Source organism: Gilliamella sp. N-G2 (assembly GCF_002142215.1).
Lineage (GTDB): Bacteria > Pseudomonadota > Gammaproteobacteria > Enterobacterales > Orbaceae > Gilliamella.
This window is the reverse complement of the sequence record NZ_NAST01000002.1, coordinates 134,718-158,541: the sequence shown is the minus strand read 5'-3', so window position 1 is coordinate 158,541 and position 23,824 is coordinate 134,718. Positions and strand designations below refer to the sequence as shown.

Here is a 23,824-nt window from a genome sequence, read left to right as displayed (position 1 = left end):
AATAAACTTTTGATATATAATTAGTCATTATTTATTCTCTTATCTTTTTACTATGAGTAGCAAACAAACCCAAGGACTATCTGCGTGGTTAGTTTTTTTAATGGCTTTTGCCATTGGCATTACAGTTGCCAGTAATTATTATGCACAACCGCTATTACACTCAATAACTGATGATTTACATATTGCAGTTAAACATGCAGGTTTAATCATTATGGCCGCTCAATTTAGTTATGCGGTCGGTTTACTATTTATTACTCCACTCGGTGATAAAATTGAACGTAAACAGCTAATACTCACATTAATGATATTATCAATCTGTGGACTAATAATTAGTGCAATATCAAAGAATTTATGGATGTTGGTATTAGGTACTGCAATGACAGGCCTATTTTCGACTGTTGCCCAAGTACTCATTCCTTTTGCTGCAACGCTATCACGTCCTGAACATCGAGGTAAAATTGTCGGCACACTAATGAGCGGTATGTTGCTAGGCATTCTACTAGGTAGAACATTTGCGGGTTTTGTTTCATCAATAGCCGATTGGCATTATGTTTATTGGATTGCCTCGTCAATTATGACCTTAGTCACTTTCTTACTTTGGTTATCATTACCAACTTATAAAAACAGCATCGACATTAACTATTTCCAACTGTTATTGTCAATTGGTTCATTGTACAAACAAGAAGCAGTTTTACGCATCAGGTCATTGTTAGCGATTATTTCCTTTGCTTTATTTTCATTATTATGGACACCGCTGGCATTTTTATTAACTGATGCACCTTATCATTATTCTGATTTTATTATCGGTTTGTTCGGCTTGGCTGGCGCAGCAGGCGCATTAGGTTCCCCCATCGTTGGTAAATTATCAGATCAAGGAAAAGGCTGGTTAGCCACATCCATTGGTTTGACATTATTACTTGCTGCTTGGCTACCGCTATCTATTGCCGAGTATTCACTCGTGGCCCTAATTTTTGGTGTAATCTTATTAGATTTTGCGGTGCAAGTTACCCATGTATCCAATATGAACGCTATTTATCAAATTCGTCCAGAAGCACGTAGCCGTATGAATACTGGTTACATGGTCAGTTATTTTATCGGTGGTATGTTAGGCTCTATTGCTTCTACTTACTTGTATAGCAATTATGGTTGGATAGCGATAATTATTTCCGGAACCGTTTTAGGATTTTTGGGTATACTCTGTTGGATCTATTATCTTAGAACCGTTCACAATCCTAAACATAAGGCTAAATTAAACTAAAAAATTTGATGAACGGGGTTTTTTAGCGATTATTTCATTTAAATTTCAGATATTAAACACCATATATTATTCATCTGTTAATATAACTTGTTAATATTTGTACCATTATTAAAACAGGAGTTACCTATGGCAAAAATATCTTATCTTAATACTCCATTTAAAGTAAAAAATTTATCACTCAAAAATCGCATCGTTATGCCACCAATGTGTCAATATCAAGCAAAAGATGGTTTAGCTAATGATTGGCACTTTGTTCATTATGTTTCTAGGGCGATTGGTGGTGTCGGCTTAATTATTTTAGAAATGACCAATGTAGCCCCTAATGGGCGAATTACACCTAACTGTTTGGGATTATGGAATGATAAACAACGCGATAAGCTGAAACGTATCGTCGATGCTGTTCATGCACAAAATGGCAAAATTGCTATTCAAATTGCCCATGCTGGTCGTAAAGCTTTAGGTGAGTCTGATGTGGTTTCATGTTCAGCAACCCTATATGATGGCAATGTCGAAGCTAATCCGGAATGGCAATACCAAATGCCAAGAGAATTAACCAAAGATGAAATTATCGATATCATCGAAAAATTTAAACAATCAACAAAACGAGCTGTTGAAGCAGGTTTTGATGCCATTGAATTACATGGTGCTCATGGGTATTTGATTCACCAATTCTGTTCGCCAAAAACGAATTTAAGAACCGATGAATATGGTCAAGATAAATTATTATTTGCTGAACAAGTTATTAAAGCTGCAAAATCAGTTATGCCAAAAGATATGCCACTAATTGTGCGCTTTTCGGCTAAAGAATACGGTACTAACGGTTATGATATTGATTATGGCTGCCAAATTGCCAAACGATTAGCCCAAGCTGGTGCCGATGTTTTAGATGTTAGTGGTGGTGGAGATGGAAAACTAGATCCTAAACATACCCCTGATTTCCATGCTGGTTACCAAGTTTATCTAGCCCGAGCAATTAGACAGGTTACCGATTTACCGATTATCACTGTTGGTATGCTTGAAGATCCTTATGTTGCCGATTATGTGTTAAGCACTGGAGATGCTGATTTAGTTGGAATTGGTCGTGGTTTATTGAAAGATCCTTATTGGCCGTTACGAATTCCATCGTCACCATTTATACCAACGTCTTATCAAATCGCCTTTAAATAAGTTAATTTAATGATTGTCCTGTAGCGAATGCTACAGGATTAAGAAACAGATTAAATCTGCATGGCATATTTGATCAACTGTTTCTTTATTGGAGTAAAGTTATCAATAGCATTCATGCCAACCGTTCTAACCATTTTTTTAAAGGCATTATCACCATTAAACATATCTTGGATCGTTCGCATAGCTGTTAACATAACTAATGCATCTTTACGACGAGTAAATTGGAATGATTTTAAGTTTTCCACTAAACCAATATCTTTTTGCTCATCAATAAGCTTTTTGATAGTAGCCACCAACAATGCAGAATCTTGAAAACCTAAATTAACGCCTTGCCCAGCTAATGGGTGAATAGTATGAGCAGCATCACCAATTAGAGCTAATCGGTGCTTAATAAACTGTTTGGCAAAGCGAGCTTTTAATGGAAAGACCATTCTTGGATTAACCAACTGACATTGCCCTACTTTATCACCTGCTAATTTAAATAGTTCGTGGCAAAAATCAGATTCAGTCAGCGACGTTAAAATTTCCGCTTGGGCAGGTTTAGTCGACCATACCAAACAGCTTTTATTAGCTTGCCAAAGCGGTAAAAACGCAACAATGCCATTCGGATAAAAAATCTGTCTAGCACATGCCTGATGGGGATATTGTGTTTCGACGGTAGTAATCACTGCATGGTGAAGATAATTACGCTCAAATACTGATATTTTCTCATGTCTGCGTAACCATGAATGAGCACCATCAGCACCAATAATCAATTTAGCTTGTAAAGTCGTATTATCCGCTAAAGTCAAAAAAGCATAATCATCAGTATAATTATTATCTATAGCCACCTGATTGAATATAGTAATATTATCTGTGGCTAGAGCAAGTTGATACAAATGGTAAGCGATAAGATTATTTTCAATAATATAGCCAAGATTTTCATAACCATAATCTTTAGCATAAGCCGATAAATGAGCTAAACCATTCTTTTCCCAAACACCAATTTCACTAAAAGAATGAACTCGATTACTAGCACAAAGATTATGCCAAATACCAATTTGAGATAAATATCTCTGACTGGCACCATTTATCGCCGACGCTCTTATGCCTATTTCATCAACGTTAAAATGTTGCCACTCATCAACTTTAGTATCAATAATGGCTACCGTTAAATCGTATCTGCTTAGTGCACAGGCAGTAGCCAAACCAACTAACCCACCACCAACAATGGCGACATCGAATTGCGTTTTCATATCAATATTTTGTTATTACTTATCAAGCTTATTATCATTTTTGGTTTCAACTTCATCATCATTCATTGCTTTTTTGAAACCTTTTAATGCTGAGCCAAGATCAGAACCTAAATTGCGTAATTTTTTGGTTCCAAAAATTAACACAACTACAGCTAGAAAGACCAAAAGATGTGGGATGCTAAATGACATAATTAAAACCTCTTTTAAAGATATATATCTATTTGGACTCTGTTACTCAGCAAATAGATTTTAAATAATGGAATTAATTATACTCTTTTTAAACTAGGATTTCATGACAAGTTAATTTTAAATAAAAAAAGACCTGCATAAAAATTATGCAGGCCAACATGAAATATAAGGAATATAAGGAAAGAAAACAATGAAAAATCCTTACGCTGCTTATTATCCATTTTTTTTCACTCCAGTCAACGTTTTTATTTGGATTTCAGCAAAAATAACTAAATTTACACGAAAAATAAAGAGCATTAATAAAATATTAACATAACAGGTAAAAAATGACAAAAATGTAGTTTAAGCATATTTATTCAGTACTTAACCACTTAAAAAAGCCATTTTTAGTTCATAAACCCAAAAACGACCTCGCAGAAAAACAAAGAAACTCAACAAAAAATCAATGAAATAAATTTATTAAAAAAAATAATAAATGTTGGTTTTTATATGAAAATTCAATAAAATAACAAAATATAAAACGAATTTTAAAGAATATTCATATTTAAAAACTACAATATTGAGAATATTCATTTAATCACTTATATAAAACTCATAAAAAATACAATATAATCAAAAACTGGATGAATAAATAAAAACGAGACAAAAATAAATATGATTAAAAATAAAAATGTCAAAACTTTTAAAGACAGACTCCATACTTCAATGCAAGGTTTATCTGTATCTGCTTTTGCAAAAAAATGTGATATGTCGGAAACTGTTATTCGTGATTATTTGTCAGGAAAAACTTATCCATCATTGACCCGTTTAGAAGTTATTGCCGAGAAATGTAACGTATCATTTAACTGGTTAGCTACAGGTTATAAGCTAGAAATTTTAAATCCGCAAGACGATGATGAAGTCTATAATGAAAATATCTATCGTATTCCGGTTTATAAAAAACAGCTACCAACCAAAAAAGAAGCACAAAATCAACGTTATGTTCGTGAAATACCACCCGTCATGAATTATCCTGTAATTGAGGGCTGGGCATCTCACCGCGGTTTAGATATTAAAAAATTAATTCTTTACTGGGCTAAAGGTGATTTGATGGCACCTGATATCGAAAATAATAATGGTTTAATTATTAACACAGATATAAACGAAATTATTGATGGCGCTATTTATTTAATAGAATATGAAAATTTTACATTATTAAGAAAAATACGCTTAACACTCGGTAACTGGATATTAATCTGTAATAATGACCAATATCCGACAATTGAAGTACCTAAAGCTCATTTTGAAAAATACAATATTGTCGGTCGAGTTGTGCAAGTTATCAAAGATGTCTTTTAACACAACTATTAGTAATCTAAAGTTTTTCAATATATAATTTATTACACGAGGAAAGTATAAAAAACCCCTTTCCTCAAAATGTTACTCTTTTCATAACATCAGTTTAATAGGTATATATTCAAGTGATTTTAGTTTACTAATTTCAGATTTATTTTTGCAACTACAGCAATAAATGTATAGCAAAACAAACCTCACTTTTTTATATCATTGATAAATTATTAATGAATAACCTTTTAACTAATTAGGTCAATTATGTATCGATTTTTTGAAAAATTGGTATCACCTTATCCCAAAGATGAACCACAACCAATGGCTAAAGACTTTTTTAGCTTTATTTGGCAATCCACTAAAGGAACTCGCTGCTTCTTATTACTATTAATAATATTGAGTGCGCTAGCAGGTGCGTTTGAGGCTTTTTTATATGCCGCACTTGGTAAAGTTGTTGATTGGCTCGCTGCTGTATCACCAAATCAATTTTGGCAACAAGAAAAAACAACCTTAATCGTATTTACCATTATTATATTAGCTAGCACGATTATTATTGCCTTACAAACCATCATTAAGCATCAATGCCTAGCTGGAAATTTTCCTATGCGTTTGCGTTGGAATTTGCACAGATTAGTACTAAACCAAAGCATGCGTTTTTTTCAAGATGAATTCGCCGGTAGAATATCAGCAAAAGTCATGCAAACTGCACTTGCTGTAAGAGATACTTGCTTTTTAGTCGCTGATATCTTTATTTATGTTCTGATTTCCTTTATCACCATGGCTACCATCATAGGTCAGTTAGATCTTTGGTTATTAGTTCCATTTATGGTCTGGTGTTTTTTTTATGGTATTGCAATGTATTACTTCATTCCACGATTAAGTAAAGTAGCAAGTATGCAAGCAGATGCCCGTTCAACCATGACTGGTCGTGTAACAGATGCTTATACAAATATCATGACGGTAAAACTGTTTTCTCATGCTGGTAATGAGGCTAAATATGCACAGGAATCGATGGATGAATTTATGGTTACAGTGAACAAGCAAATGCGTTTAGTCAGTAGCTTTGAAATTGTTAATCATTTATTGTCTATTTTCCTAGTATTGGGCACCACCGGCTTGTCATTATGGTTATGGAGCAATGATTTAGTTGGCGTCGGTGCAATTGCAACCACAACCGCAGTAGCGCTAAGGTTAAATGGATTTTCACATTGGATTATGTGGGAAATGGCTTCATTATTTGAAAACATTGGCGTGGTTAAAGATGGTATTAATACATTTTCTGCAGCGAAAACTGTTGTTGATCAACCAAATGCACCAACACTTAAAGTTACTGAAGGTAAAATTGAATTTAAACAGATAGATTTCAGTTACGATGAAAAGTTAAATAATGCCATTATTGATAATTTAAATTTAACCATCAAATCAGGTGAAAAAATTGGTTTAGTTGGCAGATCTGGCGCGGGCAAATCAACGTTAATCAATTTATTATTGCGATTTTATGATTTACAACATGGTGAGATCACTATCGATGGTCAAGATATCACTAAGGTAAATCAAGAAAGTTTACGCGCGCAAATTGGTATGGTGACCCAAGACACATCGCTGTTACATCGTTCAGTAAGAGATAATTTATTATACGGTAACAATCATGCTACTGAACAAGAGATGATAATCGCTGCCAAAAAAGCCCATGCAGACAGTTTTATTGAAGGTTTAGTTGATGCTAATGGTAGAACTGGTTATGATGCTTTTGTTGGTGAACGAGGAATTAAATTATCAGGCGGACAACGTCAACGGATTGCTATTGCTCGTGTTATTTTAAAAAATGCGCCAATATTGTTATTAGACGAAGCGACGAGTGCACTGGATTCTGAAATTGAACAAGCCATCCAAGAAAGTTTATATACCTTAATGGAAGGTAAAACGGTTATTGCTATTGCCCATCGCTTATCAACTATTGCGGCAATGGATCGATTAATCGTGTTAGACCAAGGTAAAATTATTGAACAAGGAACACATCAAGAGTTACTCAGTAAAAATGGTCTTTATGCGCAACTTTGGAAACATCAAAGTGGTGGCTTCTTAGCGGATAATTTCTAACTAAAAATATAAGGGCGATATAACATCGCCCTTATATTAATTCTATATATTAATTAATAAAGTTTCTATAAAATTCAGATTCAAATCGCATAATTGCACCATTTTTAGCCTCACCTTGACTATCGGCTCGATAACCTGATAACAACTGAACAAAGGCGATATAACGACCATCTGATTTTTGAATAAATCCAGCTAAATTATAGCTGCCTTGAATATAGCCAGTTTTAGCCATAACTGCTTCTTTAAATGGAGCTTGATTAAAACTTTTACGATTTTGTAACGTTCCATCCACCCCAGCAATCGGTAATTTTTCAATAAAAGCTAATTGATTATTATGTAAAGAAATATATTGCAAAATCTCCATTAATTTATTCGCACTAACCAAGTTTAGACGTGATAAACCAGAACCATCGGCAATAACTAAATTTTCTAAATCAATTCCGGCTTTCTTGCGTAAAATTTGTTTTACCGCATCACCACCATTACGCCAAGTTCCTGACACATTATAATAATGCGCACCTAAAGTTCTAAAAATAGTATCAGCATATAAATTATTTGATTTTTTGAGCATGACGGTTAATAACTCAGAAAGTGGAGCTGATTGACTTGAAGTCAGTAATGTTAATCCACCTGATGTTTTTTGTTTTCTTTCAACAACTCGACCATTATAAGTAATATTTTGTTGTTTTAGTTCATTTTTTAAGATTGTTGAAAAGTATTCAGTCGGATCCATTACCGCAAACTTTAATGGTGTTTTATCAGCATTCGACGCGATACAACCAGATAAGTGGTAGCGATTTTTATCAGCACTAACATCAAGTTCACAATATTTATCATTTAAATCTTTACTATTGGCAGCAATTGTTCTGACATCACCTGATACCATAACCGGTATATTGGATGATACTGAAATCGAAGCTTTAGAACCAGCTTTACCAGGGGTAATGGTTGCATAAAAGCAGTTATCATCAATTGTTGCAGCCGATGCTGGTGCATTGTAACAAGCAGTTAAATTATTCCATGACCACCCTTCTGCTTTATCATGACTAGCAAAAATAGAAGTATCTAAAATAACATTACCAGAAATCTTTTCTACACCTTTCTGACGTAAGGCAGTAATCATATTCTTTAATCTTGCACGATTAAAAGTTGGATCACCACTCAACTTGATAATAAGATCACCACTAAGCTGTTTATTATTTAGAAAACCATTGGTATACATGCCAGTAATAAACCGAAAATTATCGCCAAGCTCAAGTTGTGCAGCTAATGCCGTTATAACTTTTTGCGTACTAGCAGGTTGTTTAAATTGATCACTTTTATATTTTGCTAAGGTTTTAGGATTACCATCAACAGTTTGCACTAAAATAGATAAATCACTTCCTTTAGGTAAGGATGAGATATATGGTTCTACTGGTTGTGCTGATAATAAACATGAAAAAAAAGTAACAATGAAGAAAAAAGATACCTTTATATTAGTCATGAACGTATGCTCACATGAGTATTGAATAATGCTAGTTAAGTAAAGATGATAAATATATCTTTTTTTGCTTGGCCTATCAATATATACTCAATCACTTTTAAAAATATGCTACAAATATCAATACTCATAATATTTTTCTATTTATTTCAAAAAAATAACTTAATATAGGTAACATAGCTATGATTCAACATTCATTAGGCTTTCCCATTGAAACCGTACTAATGTTTATAGTTTTGGCTTTAGCAGCGATTATAATTGATTTATACGCTCATCATAATGATAAGCCCATTAGCTTAACTAGTGCAGTTATGTGGTCTTTCTTTTGGATTTTCGTGGCTTTAGGATTCGCGCTTTATCTGTATATACATCACGGAAGTGAAATAGCTAGCCTGTTTATCACTGGTTATGTACTTGAAAAAGCACTCTCTGTTGATAATTTATTTGTTATTATGGCACTGTTTTCTTGGTTTGCTATCCCGAACAATTATCGACATCGGTTACTTTATTGGGGAGTGATTGGTGCAATCATCTTCCGAGCTGTTTTTGTCATTATTGGTACTGGTCTATTATCCTTAGGGCCTTGGATGGAGCTGGTTTTCTCTGTCGTGGTTGCCTTAACTGGATTGATGATGCTAAAAAACCAAGGCAAGGATGATGAGATAAAAGATTATTCAGAACATTTTGCTTATCGCATTGCTAAACGTATTTTTCCTTCCTATCCTAAAATAGTCGGGCACCATTTCTTATTAACGCAAAAGCAACTCAATAACGAACTAGCCAAACCAGAGAATAGTGAACTAATCAACAAAATGCCCAAAAGTGCATTATATGCAACACCACTCTTCTTATGTATCGTTGTGATTGAGTTAAGTGATGTTATGTTTGCTTTTGATTCGGTCCCTGCTGTAATTGCTGTTAGCCAAGAGCCATTAATTGTATATAGTGCAATGATATTCGCTATTTTAGGCTTACGAACTATGTATTTTGTTTTAGAGGCAATGCAACAATATCTTGTTCATTTAGGTAAAGCAGTAATTTGCCTATTATTTTTTATTGCCGCAAAACTTGCTTTAAATGCAACTGACCATCTATTTGGTTATGGAATTAGTATTAACGCAACCACCAGTCTTTATGTGGTATTAGGTATATTATTGTTTGGTATTATTGCGAGTGTTATTTGGCCTAACCAAACGAAAAAATAAGATATGAGAAGATAATCGGCAGGCAACCTGCCGATTAATAATTAAAAGTTATACTCGCTTTAATGATCGAATATAGTAACTAATACCTAAAATAACGAACCAAATAGGTGTTGCAATAAGTGCTTGGCAAGTATCTGTTTCAAAAGTTAATAACACAATCACAAAAGCAAAGAAAGCAAGGCAAATAAAACACATTAAAACGCCACCCGGCATCTTAAATTGTGATTCTTGATGTAATTTAGCTTTTTTATGGCGATAGGCAATGTAAGAAATTAAAATCATCGACCAAATAAACATAAATAATATTGCGGAAATAGTTGTTACAATGGTAAATGCATCCATAACATTAGGTACTAAATAAATTAATACTACCCCACCAAACAAGCAAGTACATGAAAATAGCAAGCCATTAGCAGGAACAGAACGTCTTGATAATTTACCAAATGGTTCGGGTGCATCCTGCTTTTTTGCAAGGCCAAATAACATTCGACTGGTTGAATAAATACCACTATTGGCAGAAGAAGCTGCTGATGTAAGTACTACAAAGTTAATAATACTGGCTGCAGCTGGTAAGCCAATTAACGTAAACAACTCAACAAATGGGCTTTTATTTGGTGAAATAAACTGCCAAGGCGTTACGCTCATAATGATAATCAACGCAAAGACATAGAAGAAAATAATACGAGCTGGTACTGAATTGATCGCTCGAGGTAAATTTTTATTCGGATCGAGGGTTTCAGCTGCCGTCGTTCCAACTAACTCAATCCCGACAAAAGCAAAAATTGCGATTTGGAAACCCGCAAAAAAGCCCATAGTACCATGAGGGAAGAAACCACCATATTGCCAAAGATTAGAAAATGCAGCAGTAGTATTGGTTTGTTCTGAATGATAGGCGGTAACAACTAAAACAAGTCCAATAGCAATTAAAGCTAAAATGGCCACAATTTTAATCATCGAGAACCAAAACTCGGTTTCACCAAACATTTTTACCGTCAACAAATTCAAGGTTAATAGAACGATGACAGTAAGCAGCATCGGGATCCATGCTTGTAACTCAGGAAACCAATGCTGTGCATATCCGGCGATAGCCACAACATCAGCAATTCCAGTAATAACCCAACAAAACCAATAAGTCCAACCAGTAAAAAAACCTGCCCACGGACCTAATAAATCGTTAGCAAAATCACTGAAAGATTTATAATTCAAATTGGACAATAAAATTTCGCCCATAGCTCGCATAACAAAAAATAAAACAAACCCAATAATCATGTAGACAAAAATAATAGATGGTCCAGCAAGACTAATCGTCTTTCCTGAGCCCATAAATAAACCCGTACCAATTGCACCACTAATTGCTATTAATTGAATGTGTCGGCTGGAGAGATTTCGCTTAAGATCACTATTTGAAGACGTAACGTTCATCGTTTCGATTACCTGTAGTTTTTAAAATTTTTCGTTTTTTTATAAGGATTACAGGACTATAAAGTCTATGGCCTTAAATCGCAAGCTTAATCACATGAAAACTTTTTATGACAATATAATAATTATTGATAGTTTCTTATAATAGAATTGTGTAGCATAATCGTTCTTGTCACTTAACTAATTACAATAAATTATCAAGATGAAAGAAAACAAACTTCAATTACATATTTATCTATTATTGTTTGCATTTATTCTGTCACTACTTACCGGCTGTCAGAGTAGTTCAAACTCACAAAGTAAACAATTTAAAGATGGCAAATTACCATATAATCTTAATGTCAGTCGACCACATTTAGCTGTACCTGTAAATATTTCTGACTATACTATTCAAGTTGAAAAATTAAAAACTGCATCACCTTCTTTGTATCGTAAAAATGAACATATTTATAAAGCAATTGACGCTTGGATTAATCGCTCATTGGACTCAACTGAATTCGATAAAGTTGGCCTTAAAAGTTATGAAATGTCCGGTAAAGATGGATATGGCAATGTCCATTTAACCGGTTATTTTACCCCAGTCATAAAAGCTAGACGCCAACCAACCGGTGAGTTTAAATACCCAATTTATAAAATGCCGGCTAAATCCAAAGGTCGTCTACCTAGTCGTGAACAAATCTATAATGGAGCATTAGCCGGTAAAGGTCTCGAAATTGCTTACAGTAATTCATTAATGGATAACTTTATAATGGAAGTGCAAGGGAGCGCCTATATTGATTTTGAAGATGGTACACCATTAGTTTTCTTTTGTTATGGTGGTAAAAATGGTCACGGTTACTCAAGTATAGGGCGTTTATTAGTTGAACAAGGTGAAATAGCAAAAGAAGATATGTCCATTCAATCAATTAAAGATTGGGCTAAAAATAAAAGTGAAAAACAACTTAAAGCATTATTGATTCAAAACCGATCATTTGTTTTTTTTAAACCGCAATATAATGCTGAAGTGAAAGGTTCTGCAGCAGTACCTTTAATTGCGAATGCTTCAGTAGCATCGGATAAATTATTAGTTCCAACTGGTTCAGTCATATTAGTAGATGTTCCACTTCTTGATGATGATGATGGTCAATATCGTGGCAGAAGAGAAATACGATTGATGGTAGCACTTGATGTTGGTGGGGCAATTAAAGGCCATCATTTTGATCTTTATCTAGGTATTGGCGACAAAGCAGGTAAACAAGCTGGTTATTACAATCATTTTGGTCGAGCTTGGGTTATAAAACCTTAATCTACCAACATCGACGTCAACAAAAGAAGCTGCTAAAATGAGATAAAAGCAGAATTAAGGAAAAACTTATGAGATTATGTGATCGTGATATAGAAGCATATTTAGATAGTGGTAAATTAAAAATCACGCCACAACCTGAATTAAGTTGTATTAATGGGGCAACTGTTGACGTTCGACTTGGTAATCAATTTCGTACTTTTAAAGAACATACTACTCCCTATATTGATTTGAGTGGTCCCAAAGAAGAAGTTTCTGCTGCTTTAGAACGAGTCATGAGCGAAGAAATGATATTATCTGAAGGTGATGCTTTCTATTTACATCCAGGAGAGCTAGCTTTAGCTGTAACACTAGAATCAGTTACAATTCCTGATGATTTGGTCGGTTGGTTAGATGGACGCTCATCATTAGCTCGCCTAGGACTTATGGTACATGTTACCGCTCATCGTATCGATCCTGGCTGGCACGGACAAATTGTTTTAGAGTTCTACAATTCAGGAAAAATCCCAATAGCACTTAGACCAGGCATGACTATTGGTGCACTGAGTTTTGAAACACTGAGTGGTCCAGCCGCTAGACCGTATAATCGAAGAAAAGATGCAAAGTATAAAGACCAACATGGTGCTGTCGCCAGTCGTATTGATAAAGACTAATACATCTCATAACCTTAATACAGGACTTTAATATGATAAAAAAAATATTGGTTGCTCTATTTATCTTAATTTTGGTCATTGTCATTAGCATTGTTTCACTTATTGTATTTGTTGATCCTAATAATTTTCGCGGCTATATCTCACAAACAATAAAAGAAAAAACGGGGTATGAATTGACTATAGAGGGCGATCTGCGTTGGCATATTTTACCCCAAGTTAGTATATTAACCGATTCAGTTAAATTATATGATCCCGGTGCGACAAAACCTTTATTAACAGCTGACAACATGAGACTTGATGTCGAACTTTTCCCTTTGTTTTCAAAAAGTTTAGCCATTAAAAATGTGTTTATTAAATCAGCAACAATTAATATTACTGATGAAAGCAAGGGTGAAAATGTTAAAAATAATACTTCAACAATAACTAACTTTTCAGAACAAAAATCATCTGAAAACAAAGAAAATTCATCTAATTGGAAATTTAGTTTAAATAAATTCGAAATAGCTGATAGTACCATTGCATTTCAGCATAATCGTGATTTGATAAACTTTAGAAATGTTAATCTGTTATTACAAAAAAATAACGATAAAAATCTTTCTGTTGAATTAAATGGAAATATTGACAAAAACCAACAAGATTTATATTACTCATTAAATGCCAATATAGATTTAATGCATTTTCCTGAAAAAGCGACGATTGATTTAAAAAAATTTAATTATACCTACAACGGCATAGTCAATGCAGAAAAAGAGATAAAAGGTAGTGCAATTGGTGTGTTTAATTACCAAAAAGAACCCATGGAGTTAAATAGCCAAAATTTGGAGTTTTCAATAAACAATAATAATTTTACAAGTAAAATTAATGTCCGCTTTGACAACAAACCTACAATCAATTTGCAATTAAATACGAATCAATTAGATTTAACGCCTTTCCTTCAAAAAGATGAAAAATCAACAAAAAGCACTACTACAAAACAAACTTCGCCGGTTGTTTCTGTTGTTGCAAAAAATGATAATGAATTGAGTATTCTTAATTCATTTGATGGAAAAGCAATAATAAATATAAAAGAAGTGAAAGCCAATAAAATTAAACTTAGTAATCTGAATGTTCGTGTTGATAATCAAGATGGTATTTCGACATTCGAAGATTTAAATTTTAATTTTGCTAATGGACAAATCGCTGCAACAGGTACAGCTAACGGTAAACAAAATATATCTCAAGTTAAGCTAAATACCAAAGTAAGTAATATCAATTTAAATTCATTTTTTACCCAAATGGATATGGCTTATGATCTTGATGGAACATTAAATGCTACTGGGATATTAGAAACCAATACATTATCAATAAATAAATTATTAGAAAGCGTAAAAGGCAATGCGAGTATCAACATTACCAATGCTAAATTAAACAATATTAACATTCTAAGTATTATTGAAAATGCCGCTGCTAAATATGGCAATACTGATACAAGTTCTGAAAAGCATAAAAACTATACTGAATTTCAAAAAATCACAACTAATACTTATTTAAACCTAGGTAATATTCAACTTAACTCACTCAATGCAAATTCTGAAACATTAGATATTATAGATGGTTCAGGTAGAATAGGTATGCTTAACCGTGATTTAGATGTTAATCTAAATGTAAAAATACTGGATGGTTTGAATAGTAAAAATGAAACTATCGCAAAACTACAAAAAGTTATCATTCCATTACGCATATATGGACAATTTTCTAATTTACATTATCAATTAGATATTGCTAAAATTTTCTCTGATGTGTTTGGTGATAAATTACAACAGCGTTTAGATAAACTACGTGATAAATTAGAAAATCACGATTCCAAAGATAAAGATAAACATAAAGCCATTGATATATTAAGTGAATTTCTTAAAAAATAATCTTCAATGAAATAACTAATAAATATTAAAAAGGTGAGTAAAAACTCACCTTTTTATTTAAATAATATATTTGATTATAAAATGAATTTGCTTAAGTCCTCATCTGCAACAAGCTTATCTAGATGATCACTAACATATTTAGCATCAATTGTGATAGTTTGACCACCTAATTCACTGGCCTCGAAAGAGACATCTTCCATTAAACGTTCAAGTACTGTATGCAAACGGCGAGCACCAATATTTTCATTTTGTTCATTAACTTGCCAAGCAGATTCAGCAATTTTACGGATGCCATCTGATGTAAAGTCAATATTAACACCTTCAGTTGCCATTAATGCTTTATATTGGACTGTCAATGATGCATTCGGTTCAGTTAAAATCCGTTCAAAATCCTCGCTAGTTAAAGCTTGTAATTCAACTCGAATTGGTAAACGCCCTTGCAGCTCAGGAATTAAATCTGATGGATTAGCTGTTTGGAACGCACCCGATGCAATAAATAAAATATGATCAGTTTTTACTGAACCATGTTTAGTTGAAACAGTACAACCTTCAACAAGTGGTAGTAAATCGCGTTGTACACCTTCTCTGGAAACATCTGGTCCAGAGGAGTTACCACGTTTACATACCTTGTCTATCTCATCAATAAAAACAATCCCATTTTGCTCTACCGCTTCAATTGCTTCTTGTTTAAGATCATCAGGATTAACTAATTTGGTCGCTTCTTCTTCAATTAACTGCTTGAAAGCATCTTTGATCTTCATTTTACGCGTTTTTGTTTTTTGACCACCTAAATTTTGAAACATCGACTGTAGTTGGTTAGTCATCTCTTCCATACCTGGAGGAGCCATAATTTCAACACCGATATTGACACCAGCAACTTCAATTTCAATTTCTTTATCGTCAAGTGAACCTTCACGTAATTTTTTTCTAAATGCTTGTCTAGCCGTTGAATCATTATTATTTTCAACTTGCCCCCAACCATCTTTAGCTGGTGGAACAAGAACATTTAAAATACGCTCTTCAGCTAATTCTTCAGCTCTATTACGATTTTTTTCAATTGCCTCTTGGCGAATCATCTTAACAGCAGAGTCAGTAAGATCACGAATGATGGAATCAACTTCTTTACCCACATAACCTACTTCGGTAAATTTTGTCGCTTCTACTTTAATAAATGGAGCATGCGCAAGTTTAGCTAATCGTCTTGCAATTTCTGTTTTACCAACCCCGGTTGGTCCGATCATCAAAATATTTTTTGGCGTAACTTCATGACGTAATGTTTCATCAAGCTGCATACGGCGCCAGCGATTACGTAAAGCAATAGCAACAGAACGTTTTGCTTTATCTTGTCCTATAATATGTTGGTCTAATTCGCTTACAATTTCGCGAGGAGTCATTTCAGACATAATAGTATTTCTCTTAAATCAGTTTCAATTAGTAATTTAGCTCTTCAATAGTTTGGAAGTTATTGGTGTAAACACAAATGTCACCAGCTATTGATAGCGATTTTTGTACAATATCATGCGCAGATAATGAAGTATTATCTAATAAAGCTCTTGCTGCAGCCTGAGCATAAGGCCCACCTGAACCAATTGCAATCAAGTCATCTTCGGGTTGAATAACATCACCTGTGCCAGTGATAATCAATGATGCAGTTTCATCAGCAACAGCAAGTAGTGCTTCTAACTTACGAAGCATTCTATCAGTTCGCCAATCTTTGGCTAGCTCAACAGCAGCTTTAGTTAAATGACCTTGATGCATTTCTAATTTTGCTTCAAACAATTCAAACAGAGTAAAAGCATCTGCAGTGCCTCCAGCAAATCCTGCTATCACTTTATTGTTGTATAAACGGCGAACTTTTCGAGCATTACCTTTCATAATAATGCGTTCACCTAATGTAACCTGTCCATCGCCACCTATGACTACTTGACCTTCACGACGGACACTGACAATTGTTGTCATATTCTGCTCCTTCTTTTACTTAAACACTTAATTCGGAATGAATAGATTATATATTGGGATGATTAGTAAATTTTCAACGTTTAATTATAAAGATGAAGAATATTTATTGGTGAATTACATAATAAAATATAAAAATCAAGTGACTTAAATTTTACTTATTTAGGTTGGAATTCAATGCTCATCATTTTTACTTCATTATATAAATTACTAGCTGGTTTTGGGATAACCGCTAATTTAGTAGCTGCAAGTGCTTCCCTACATAAATCAGCATCACCGCCTTTCGAGGTAACATTAAGCAATAATCCATCAGGAGCTATCTGAATTTGTAATTCACAAATTTTTCCTCGATACAAATTAGGTGGATTAATAAATTTATTACTTATTGCGTTTTGTACTAATGATTTATATTTATCTAACTCGCCATCAGAGGCACCTTTACGACTGGCAGCTCCTCCAGAAGCATTTGGAGTCCCAGAAGTAAGTCCACCTAAAAGGTCATTAAGCGCTTTATCTTTTTTTGCTTGTTCAGCTTTTCTCGCAGCAGCTGCCTTTTCCGCTGCTGCTTTCTCTGCAGCTGCCTTTTCCGCTGCTACTTTCTCAGCGGCTGCCTTTTCCGCTGCTGCTTTCTCGGCGGCTGCCTTTTCAACTGCTGCTTTCTCAGCGGCTGCCTTTTCCGCTGCTGCTTTCTCGGCGGCTGCCTTTTCCGCTGCTGCTTTCTCAGCGGCTGCCTTTTCCGCTGCTGCTTTCTCAGCGGCTGCCTTTTCCGCTGCTGCTTTCTCGGCGGCTGCCTTTTCCGCTGCTGCTTTCTCGGCGGCTGCCTTTTCCGCTGCCGCTTTCTCGGCAGCTGCCTTTTCCGCAAGTTCTTCAACTTGTTTATCTAGCTGTTCTTGGCGCTGTTGCTCTACCTTTCTTTGATTAGATTGAACCTGCAATTGTCTTTGATATTGTTCTGTCATAACTGATGGATCAATCATGATAGCATCAATAGAATTGCCATTGATACTTCCGTAGTTTTCACCAGTATCACTCATAAATTTATATCCCAAGGCAATGATTAATATACCATGTAAAATAATGGAAATGATAATTGGTAAATTTAATTTTGAATTTAACTTATTAGACATTGCTGACATTTTTTAATTTAATAATTATTTATTTAAATTGGTTGAGTCATCAATCCAACAGATTTAACTCCTGCTGATTGAAGCAAATTCAAAGCTTTTATAATTTCTTCATAAGGAACTTGTTTCGCACCACCAACTAAAAAAACAGCTTTATCATTGAGTGATATCTGATGTTTGACTTCTGCAACAATTTGTTCTTGGGGTATATTTGATTGCCGATTTTGGTCAATGATAATCGCATAAACACCTATCCCAGAAACTTCAATAATTATTGGTTTATTATCAGAAGGAGAAACAGTTTTCGATTCTGTCGCTTCTGGAAGATCAACTTCAACACTTTGGCTTATTATTGGGGCTGTCGCCATAAAAATCAATACTAATACTAATAATACATCAAGTAACGGTACTATATTGATTTCAGACTTAGTTGAATAACGAGAACGTCTACTCATAATTATTTCCTAACAGCTACTGCTTGGCGTTGTAAAATTGAAGAAAACTCATCAATGAAGTTCAAATAATTTTGCTCCATACGACTTACACTCAATGATAATCGGTTATATGCCAAAACAGCAGGAATCGCAGCAAACAGGCCGATTGCAGTTGCAATTAACGCTTCAGCAATACCTGGTGCGACCATTTGTAAAGTAGCTTGTTTGACTGCTCCAAGTGAAATAAAAGCATGCATAATACCCCAAACAGTGCCAAACAATCCAATATACGGGCTTATTGACCCAACTGTACCTAAAAAAGGAATATGCAATTCTAAATTATCCAATTCGCGATTCATAGCTAAACGCATTGAACGAGATGCACCATCTAAAGCTGCTTCTGGCATATTGGGGTTGATTTGATATAAGCGAGAGAATTCTTTAAAACCCGAATAGAAAATATGTTCTGTACCACAAATCTCCTCTTTATTGAATTTTGCTTTATCAAAGAGTACATTTAAATCATCTGCAGACCAAAAACTATTATCGAATTGCTCGACTTGTTTCTTAGCTTTACTTAAAATTTTACTACGCTGAAAAATAATAGCCCAAGACATTACAGAAAATGCTAGTAACAATAACATAACTCCTTGGACTAAAAATCCTGCATGTAAAAATAGATCAATAATATTCAGATTTTCCACTTAAATAAACTCCAAAACTAATAATTTAGGAAGCGCACACGGCTTCATTTTAGCCATATTGACGCAAGCAATCACCACATCAGCTCTGCTGATAATTTGCTTATTTTGGTTTAAAATTGTCTGTTTAAAAATAATAGACGCCTTACGAATTTGTTCAATTTTAGTGCTTATAGTCAGCATATCATCTAAACGGGCAGGAAAGTCGTAGCTAATATCCATCTTTTTGACAACAAATGCAATACCTTCCTGTAATAACTTTTGTTGACTAATTTCTAGATGCCTTAGCATTTCCGTTCTAGCTCGCTCAAAAAAAGCAAGATACCGAGCATGGTAAACTACCCCGCCAGCATCTGTGTCTTCATAATAGACTCTTGCATTCCAATTGAATTGTTTCATATTTCGTGATCTACAAAAAAATTTTGTGTCATTATATATGATTATGAAATTCGCTGCACTATGATATAAAAATAGTTAAATGAAAACAATTATCATTTATAGATAATTTATCTTATATACGGTTTTATAATTAAAAAGGTGACAATTTGCCACCTTTCAATCTTTTTACGTTGTTATTTTTTAGTTTCTTTTTCGTTACCAAAATTTTCAACCCAAAGTCCAGTAACAACAGCAAGCATACAAGCTGCAATTAATCCGGTTAACCATAAAAAGTAATACATAATTAATTCCTAATAAAGTGAATGTTTATTGTTCTCAATATGATTCTTGTCTAAACGTCCAAACATTTTTATGTAAGACCATATCGTGTAGAAAAGAACGATCGGCAAAAATATTAACACTACACCGAACATTATATTAAGTGTTAGTTGGCTAGAAGTTGCGTCCCAAATTGTTAAACTAGCATTTGGCATAATGCTTGATGGAATAATGAATGGGAAGGTCGCAATACCATACGTAAATAGTACACAGGCAATTGTTAATACTGAAGATAAAAACACTAATCCATTTCTATTTAAACTTGAAAATAAAATAGTTAATAAAGGTAATAACACACCTAAGGCTGGTACAATCCATAATATCGGATAATTCATATAGTTTTTTAACCATGAAACATCAGTCGATACAGTTTTATTTAATGGATTTGAAACGCCATTCGGATCTATACTACTAGTTACTTCATAACCATGAATACCGAATGCAACCCAGACTCCAGCTAATACAAATGCAATTAACATGATTAAACTTGCCACTTGGGTTGCTTTTCTTGCTCTTAGGTAAAGTTCACCAGAAGTTTTCATCTGCAACCAAGCACCACCGTGAGCTACGATTAACATTAAGCTCACAATACCAGCTAATAGAGCAAATGGGTTAAGTAAACCAAAAAATGAACCATCATAAAAAGCACGATAGCCATTATCAAATCTAAATGGAACACCTTCTAACAAATTTCCGAATGCAACACCCAAAACAAGAGCGGGAACAAAACTACCTAAAAAAATTGCAATATCCCACATATTACGCCATTTAGAATTTTCAAGCTTACTACGATAATCAAAGCCAATCGGTCTAAAAAATAGAGCACATAACACTAAAATCATTGCAATATAAAAACCAGAAAAAGATACTGCATAAGCCATTGGCCAAGCAGCGAAAATACCTGCACCACCTGTAATTAACCACACTTGATTACCATCCCAATGTGGCGCTATTGCATTTATCATAATACGACGTTCAGTATCTGTTTTGCCAATAAATGGTAATAAGATACCAACACCCATATCAAAACCATCGGTGATAACAAAGCCGATTAACACAACGCCAATCAGCAACCACCAGATGGCTCGTACAATTTCATAATCAATCATTGTATATACTCCTTATGCCTTATTCTGATATCGATTGTGTTTTTTCATAATGATAGCTGCCAGTACCTAAAGAGCTTGGCCCTAATCGTGCAAATTTAAACATTAGGAACATTTCAGCAACTAAGAACATCGTGTAAAGTCCACAAATAAGAATCATGGTGAATAATACTTCACCTGGAGTTAATGATGAATTAGCTACACCTGTTGGTAATACATCTTGAATCGCCCATGGTTGACGACCATATTCCGCAACAAACCAACCACATTCGCATGCAAGCCAAGGAAATGGTAAAGATAAAAGAAGTAAACGAGATAACCAACGTTTTTCACCAATTTTATTCTTGTATGTTGACCATAATGCAAGTCCAGTACCTAAAATCATTAATAAACCAAGCCCAACCATTCCTCTAAATGCCCAGAATAAAGGCCATACGGTTGGAATTGAATCTTCAGCTGCAGCTTTAATATGTTGTTCAGTAGCTTCAGGAATTGTTAGATTATCTTTATCAGTGAAACGTTTAACCAAATAACCATAGCCTAAATCGACTTTATTATCTTCAAATGCCTTTAATACTGCAGGATCTTTATCACCTTTTTGAATTTTTTCTAAGTTAGAATAAGCTAAAATCCCATTGCGAATTCGAGTCTCATTAGAAACTAAAATATCTTTTAAACCTGTTACCTGAGTATCGAGCGAACGAGTCGTCATAATTCCCATCACATAAGGAATTTCAATTGCAAATAAGTTTTCTTTTTTATCTTGAGAAGGAAATGCAATAACATTAAATGAAGCTGGTGCGGGTTGAGTTTCCCATTCACCTTCAATTGCCGCTAATTTAACGGGTTGCACAGTTGTAATTTCGTGACCAGCTTCATCTCCCATAATAGCGACGACAATTGACATAATAAAACCAAATACTGCAGCTACTGCGAAAGAGCGTTTAGCAAAGGGTAAATCACGTTTTTTGAGTAAATAATATGAACTAATGCTTAACACAAAAATAGAACCAGTAAGATAACCCGCAGCCACAGTGTGAACAAATTTATATTGAGCGACAGTGTTGGTAATTAACTCAAAAAAACTTTGCATTTCCATTCTTGAGTTAATTGGGTTAAAGTCAGAACCGACTGGAAACTGCATCCAACCATTCGCAACTAAAATCCAGAGTGCAGAAAGATTAGAACCAAAAGCCACACACCAAGTAACCATTAAATGCTTACCACGACTTAATCTATCCCATCCAAAAAAGAATAAACCAACCATTGTTGATTCTAAGAAAAAGGCCATTAACCCTTCAATTGCAAGTGGTGCTCCGAAGATATCACCTACATAATGTGAATAATAAGACCAATTGGTACCAAACTGAAATTCCATGGTTAAACCAGTAGCAACGCCAACTGCGAAGTTGATACCAAATAGTTTACCCCAGAATTTAGTCATATCTTTCCAGACTTGCTTACCACTAACAACGTATACAGTTTCCATAATTGCAAGCATAAACGCCATTCCAAGCGTTAATGGTACAAAAATAAAATGATACATAGCTGTGAGTGCAAACTGAAGGCGTGACAGTTCTACAATATCTAACATAAAGCGCTCCCTTATCCCTAAATGCCCACAAATTTTGTAACGTTATTTTTTGTTATTGTACAATATTATTCTAAGAATAAAAATTGATTAATGTCAAAAAAATAAAACTTAAAAATATTTTTTTATTGTTTCACCAATTTCAGCTAAGCTTCTTACCACAGTGATACCTGCGGCTTGTAGTGCTTTGGTTTTTTCTGCAGCAGTGCCTTTGTTCCCAGAAATAATAGCACCTGCATGCCCCATACGTTTACCTGTCGGTGCAGACACACCAGCTATATAAGCTACAACAGGTTTAGTAACATTATCTTTAATATAATTGGCGGCTTCTTCTTCTGCGCTACCACCAATTTCACCAATCATAACAATAGCTTCTGTATTTGGGTCTTGTTGGAATAATTTTAAGATTGAAATAAAATCACTGCCGGGAATAGGGTCACCACCTATTCCAACACAAACGGATTGACCTAATCCAATATCAGTTGTTTGTTTAACTGCTTCATAAGTTAGTGTGCCTGAACGTGAAACAATACCAACTTTACCGGCTAAATGAATATGTCCTGGCATAATTCCAATTTTACACTCATCAGGTACAATAATTCCTGGGCAATTTGGTCCTATCATGACAACATCATGTTGAATTAATTTTTGCTTAACAATAAGCATATCCAAAGTAGGAATGCCTTCTGTAATACAAACGATGAGTTTGATCCCGGCATCAATAGCTTCTAAAATTGAATCTTTACCAAATGCAGCGGGAACATAAATAACAGTTGCCGTTGCACCTGTTGCTTCAACGGCTTCTTTAACAGTATTAAAAACAGGTAAACCTAAATGTGTTGTACCACCTTTACCCGGCGTAACACCACCGACTAATTTTGTACCATAAGCAAGCGCTTGTTCAGAATGGAATGTGCCTTGGCTACCAGTAAAACCCTGACAAATAACTTTTGTATCTTTATTAATCAAAATTGACATAG

The 23,824-nt window shown here is 34.3% G+C and carries 22 protein-coding genes; 8 read left to right on the top strand and 14 right to left on the bottom strand.

What is annotated here, in order from left to right; genetic code table 11:
* Positions 1–52: 52 nt before the first annotated feature.
* Both B6C99_RS01795 and B6C99_RS01790 read left to right on the top strand, forming a co-directional pair.
* Positions 53–1,258 carry an MFS transporter gene (locus tag B6C99_RS01795; RefSeq protein WP_065614497.1) on the top strand — a complete coding sequence of 402 codons (1,206 nt, stop codon included), beginning with the start codon at positions 53–55 and terminating at the stop codon, positions 1,256–1,258.
* Positions 1,259–1,384: 126 nt separating this feature from the next.
* A complete protein-coding gene (locus tag B6C99_RS01790) occupies positions 1,385–2,425 on the top strand; it encodes an NADH:flavin oxidoreductase/NADH oxidase (RefSeq protein ID WP_086358267.1) in 1,041 nt (346 codons plus the stop codon).
* Positions 2,426–2,475: 50 nt separating this feature from the next.
* Here B6C99_RS01790 and B6C99_RS01785 read toward each other — a convergent pair whose 3' ends face one another.
* Together B6C99_RS01785 and tatA are read right to left on the bottom strand one after the other, a co-directional pair.
* Positions 2,476–3,660, bottom strand: a complete 1,185-nt coding sequence (locus B6C99_RS01785; RefSeq protein WP_086358266.1) for an FAD-dependent monooxygenase — start codon at positions 3,658–3,660, stop codon at positions 2,476–2,478.
* Between the two features lie 15 nt (positions 3,661–3,675).
* A complete protein-coding gene (gene tatA / locus B6C99_RS01780; RefSeq protein ID WP_086320111.1) occupies positions 3,676–3,852 on the bottom strand; it encodes a Sec-independent protein translocase subunit TatA in 177 nt (58 codons plus the stop codon).
* Positions 3,853–4,503: 651 nt separating this feature from the next.
* Between tatA and B6C99_RS01775 the strand changes: the two genes are divergently transcribed.
* On the top strand, positions 4,504–5,187 hold the full coding sequence (locus B6C99_RS01775; RefSeq protein ID WP_086358265.1) for a LexA family transcriptional regulator: 684 nt from the start codon (positions 4,504–4,506) through the stop codon (positions 5,185–5,187).
* A gap of 252 nt (positions 5,188–5,439) precedes the next feature.
* Positions 5,440–7,275 carry an ABC transporter ATP-binding protein gene (locus tag B6C99_RS01770; protein WP_086358264.1) on the top strand — a complete coding sequence of 612 codons (1,836 nt, stop codon included), beginning with the start codon at positions 5,440–5,442 and terminating at the stop codon, positions 7,273–7,275.
* 49 nt (positions 7,276–7,324) lie between these two features.
* Here B6C99_RS01770 and dacB read toward each other — a convergent pair whose 3' ends face one another.
* Complete coding sequence (gene dacB, locus B6C99_RS01765) at positions 7,325–8,758, bottom strand: serine-type D-Ala-D-Ala carboxypeptidase (RefSeq protein WP_086358263.1); 1,434 nt, start codon at positions 8,756–8,758, stop codon at positions 7,325–7,327.
* Between the two features lie 179 nt (positions 8,759–8,937).
* On the opposite strand from dacB, the gene B6C99_RS01760 reads away from it, so the two are divergent.
* On the top strand, positions 8,938–9,960 hold the full coding sequence (locus B6C99_RS01760) for a TerC/Alx family metal homeostasis membrane protein (protein WP_086358262.1): 1,023 nt from the start codon (positions 8,938–8,940) through the stop codon (positions 9,958–9,960).
* A gap of 48 nt (positions 9,961–10,008) precedes the next feature.
* Here the strand turns inward: B6C99_RS01760 and cycA are convergent, their stop codons facing one another.
* Positions 10,009–11,382, bottom strand: a complete 1,374-nt coding sequence (gene cycA, locus B6C99_RS01755; protein ID WP_086358261.1) for a D-serine/D-alanine/glycine transporter — start codon at positions 11,380–11,382, stop codon at positions 10,009–10,011.
* Between the two features lie 199 nt (positions 11,383–11,581).
* Between cycA and mltA the strand changes: the two genes are divergently transcribed.
* The 3 genes from mltA (at position 11,582) to asmA (ending at position 15,215) form a co-directional block, all read left to right on the top strand.
* Positions 11,582–12,664 carry a murein transglycosylase A gene (gene mltA / locus B6C99_RS01750; RefSeq protein ID WP_086358260.1) on the top strand — a complete coding sequence of 361 codons (1,083 nt, stop codon included), beginning with the start codon at positions 11,582–11,584 and terminating at the stop codon, positions 12,662–12,664.
* Positions 12,665–12,732: 68 nt separating this feature from the next.
* Positions 12,733–13,314 (top strand): dCTP deaminase, encoded by a 582-nt coding sequence (dcd, locus tag B6C99_RS01745; RefSeq protein WP_086358259.1) that lies wholly within the window; start codon positions 12,733–12,735, stop codon positions 13,312–13,314.
* Positions 13,315–13,346: 32 nt separating this feature from the next.
* Positions 13,347–15,215 (top strand): outer membrane assembly protein AsmA, encoded by a 1,869-nt coding sequence (gene asmA, locus B6C99_RS01740; protein ID WP_086358258.1) that lies wholly within the window; start codon positions 13,347–13,349, stop codon positions 15,213–15,215.
* A 74-nt stretch (positions 15,216–15,289) separates the two neighbouring features.
* Here asmA and hslU read toward each other — a convergent pair whose 3' ends face one another.
* From hslU to sucD, 10 genes are all read right to left on the bottom strand, one after another.
* Entirely contained in the window at positions 15,290–16,618 is a 1,329-nt protein-coding gene (gene hslU / locus B6C99_RS01735; RefSeq protein ID WP_086358257.1) for an HslU--HslV peptidase ATPase subunit, read from the bottom strand.
* A gap of 28 nt (positions 16,619–16,646) precedes the next feature.
* Positions 16,647–17,174, bottom strand: coding sequence for an ATP-dependent protease subunit HslV (gene hslV / locus B6C99_RS01730; RefSeq protein WP_086358256.1), 528 nt, complete (start codon positions 17,172–17,174; stop codon positions 16,647–16,649).
* Between the two features lie 155 nt (positions 17,175–17,329).
* Positions 17,330–18,298 carry a cell envelope integrity protein TolA gene (gene tolA, locus B6C99_RS01725; protein WP_216819341.1) on the bottom strand — a complete coding sequence of 323 codons (969 nt, stop codon included), beginning with the start codon at positions 18,296–18,298 and terminating at the stop codon, positions 17,330–17,332.
* A 32-nt stretch (positions 18,299–18,330) separates the two neighbouring features.
* A complete protein-coding gene (gene tolR, locus B6C99_RS01720; protein WP_371265801.1) occupies positions 18,331–18,756 on the bottom strand; it encodes a colicin uptake protein TolR in 426 nt (141 codons plus the stop codon).
* Positions 18,753–19,433 (bottom strand): protein TolQ, encoded by a 681-nt coding sequence (tolQ, locus tag B6C99_RS01715; protein ID WP_086358253.1) that lies wholly within the window; start codon positions 19,431–19,433, stop codon positions 18,753–18,755. Before tolQ ends, tolR begins: the two co-directional genes overlap by 4 nt.
* Positions 19,434–19,829, bottom strand: coding sequence for a tol-pal system-associated acyl-CoA thioesterase (gene ybgC / locus B6C99_RS01710; RefSeq protein ID WP_086358252.1), 396 nt, complete (start codon positions 19,827–19,829; stop codon positions 19,434–19,436).
* Between the two features lie 173 nt (positions 19,830–20,002).
* Entirely contained in the window at positions 20,003–20,110 is a 108-nt protein-coding gene (locus B6C99_RS01705; protein WP_086358251.1) for a cytochrome bd oxidase small subunit, CydX/CbdX family, read from the bottom strand.
* Positions 20,111–20,119: 9 nt separating this feature from the next.
* The gene (gene cydB / locus B6C99_RS01700) at positions 20,120–21,256 is read right to left on the bottom strand and encodes a cytochrome d ubiquinol oxidase subunit II (RefSeq protein ID WP_086358250.1); all 1,137 of its coding nucleotides are present in this window, start codon (positions 21,254–21,256) and stop codon (positions 20,120–20,122) included.
* Positions 21,257–21,275: 19 nt separating this feature from the next.
* Positions 21,276–22,847 carry a cytochrome ubiquinol oxidase subunit I gene (locus B6C99_RS01695; RefSeq protein ID WP_086358249.1) on the bottom strand — a complete coding sequence of 524 codons (1,572 nt, stop codon included), beginning with the start codon at positions 22,845–22,847 and terminating at the stop codon, positions 21,276–21,278.
* A 108-nt stretch (positions 22,848–22,955) separates the two neighbouring features.
* Complete coding sequence (sucD, locus tag B6C99_RS01690) at positions 22,956–23,822, bottom strand: succinate--CoA ligase subunit alpha (protein ID WP_086358248.1); 867 nt, start codon at positions 23,820–23,822, stop codon at positions 22,956–22,958.
* Positions 23,823–23,824 lie beyond the last annotated feature (2 nt).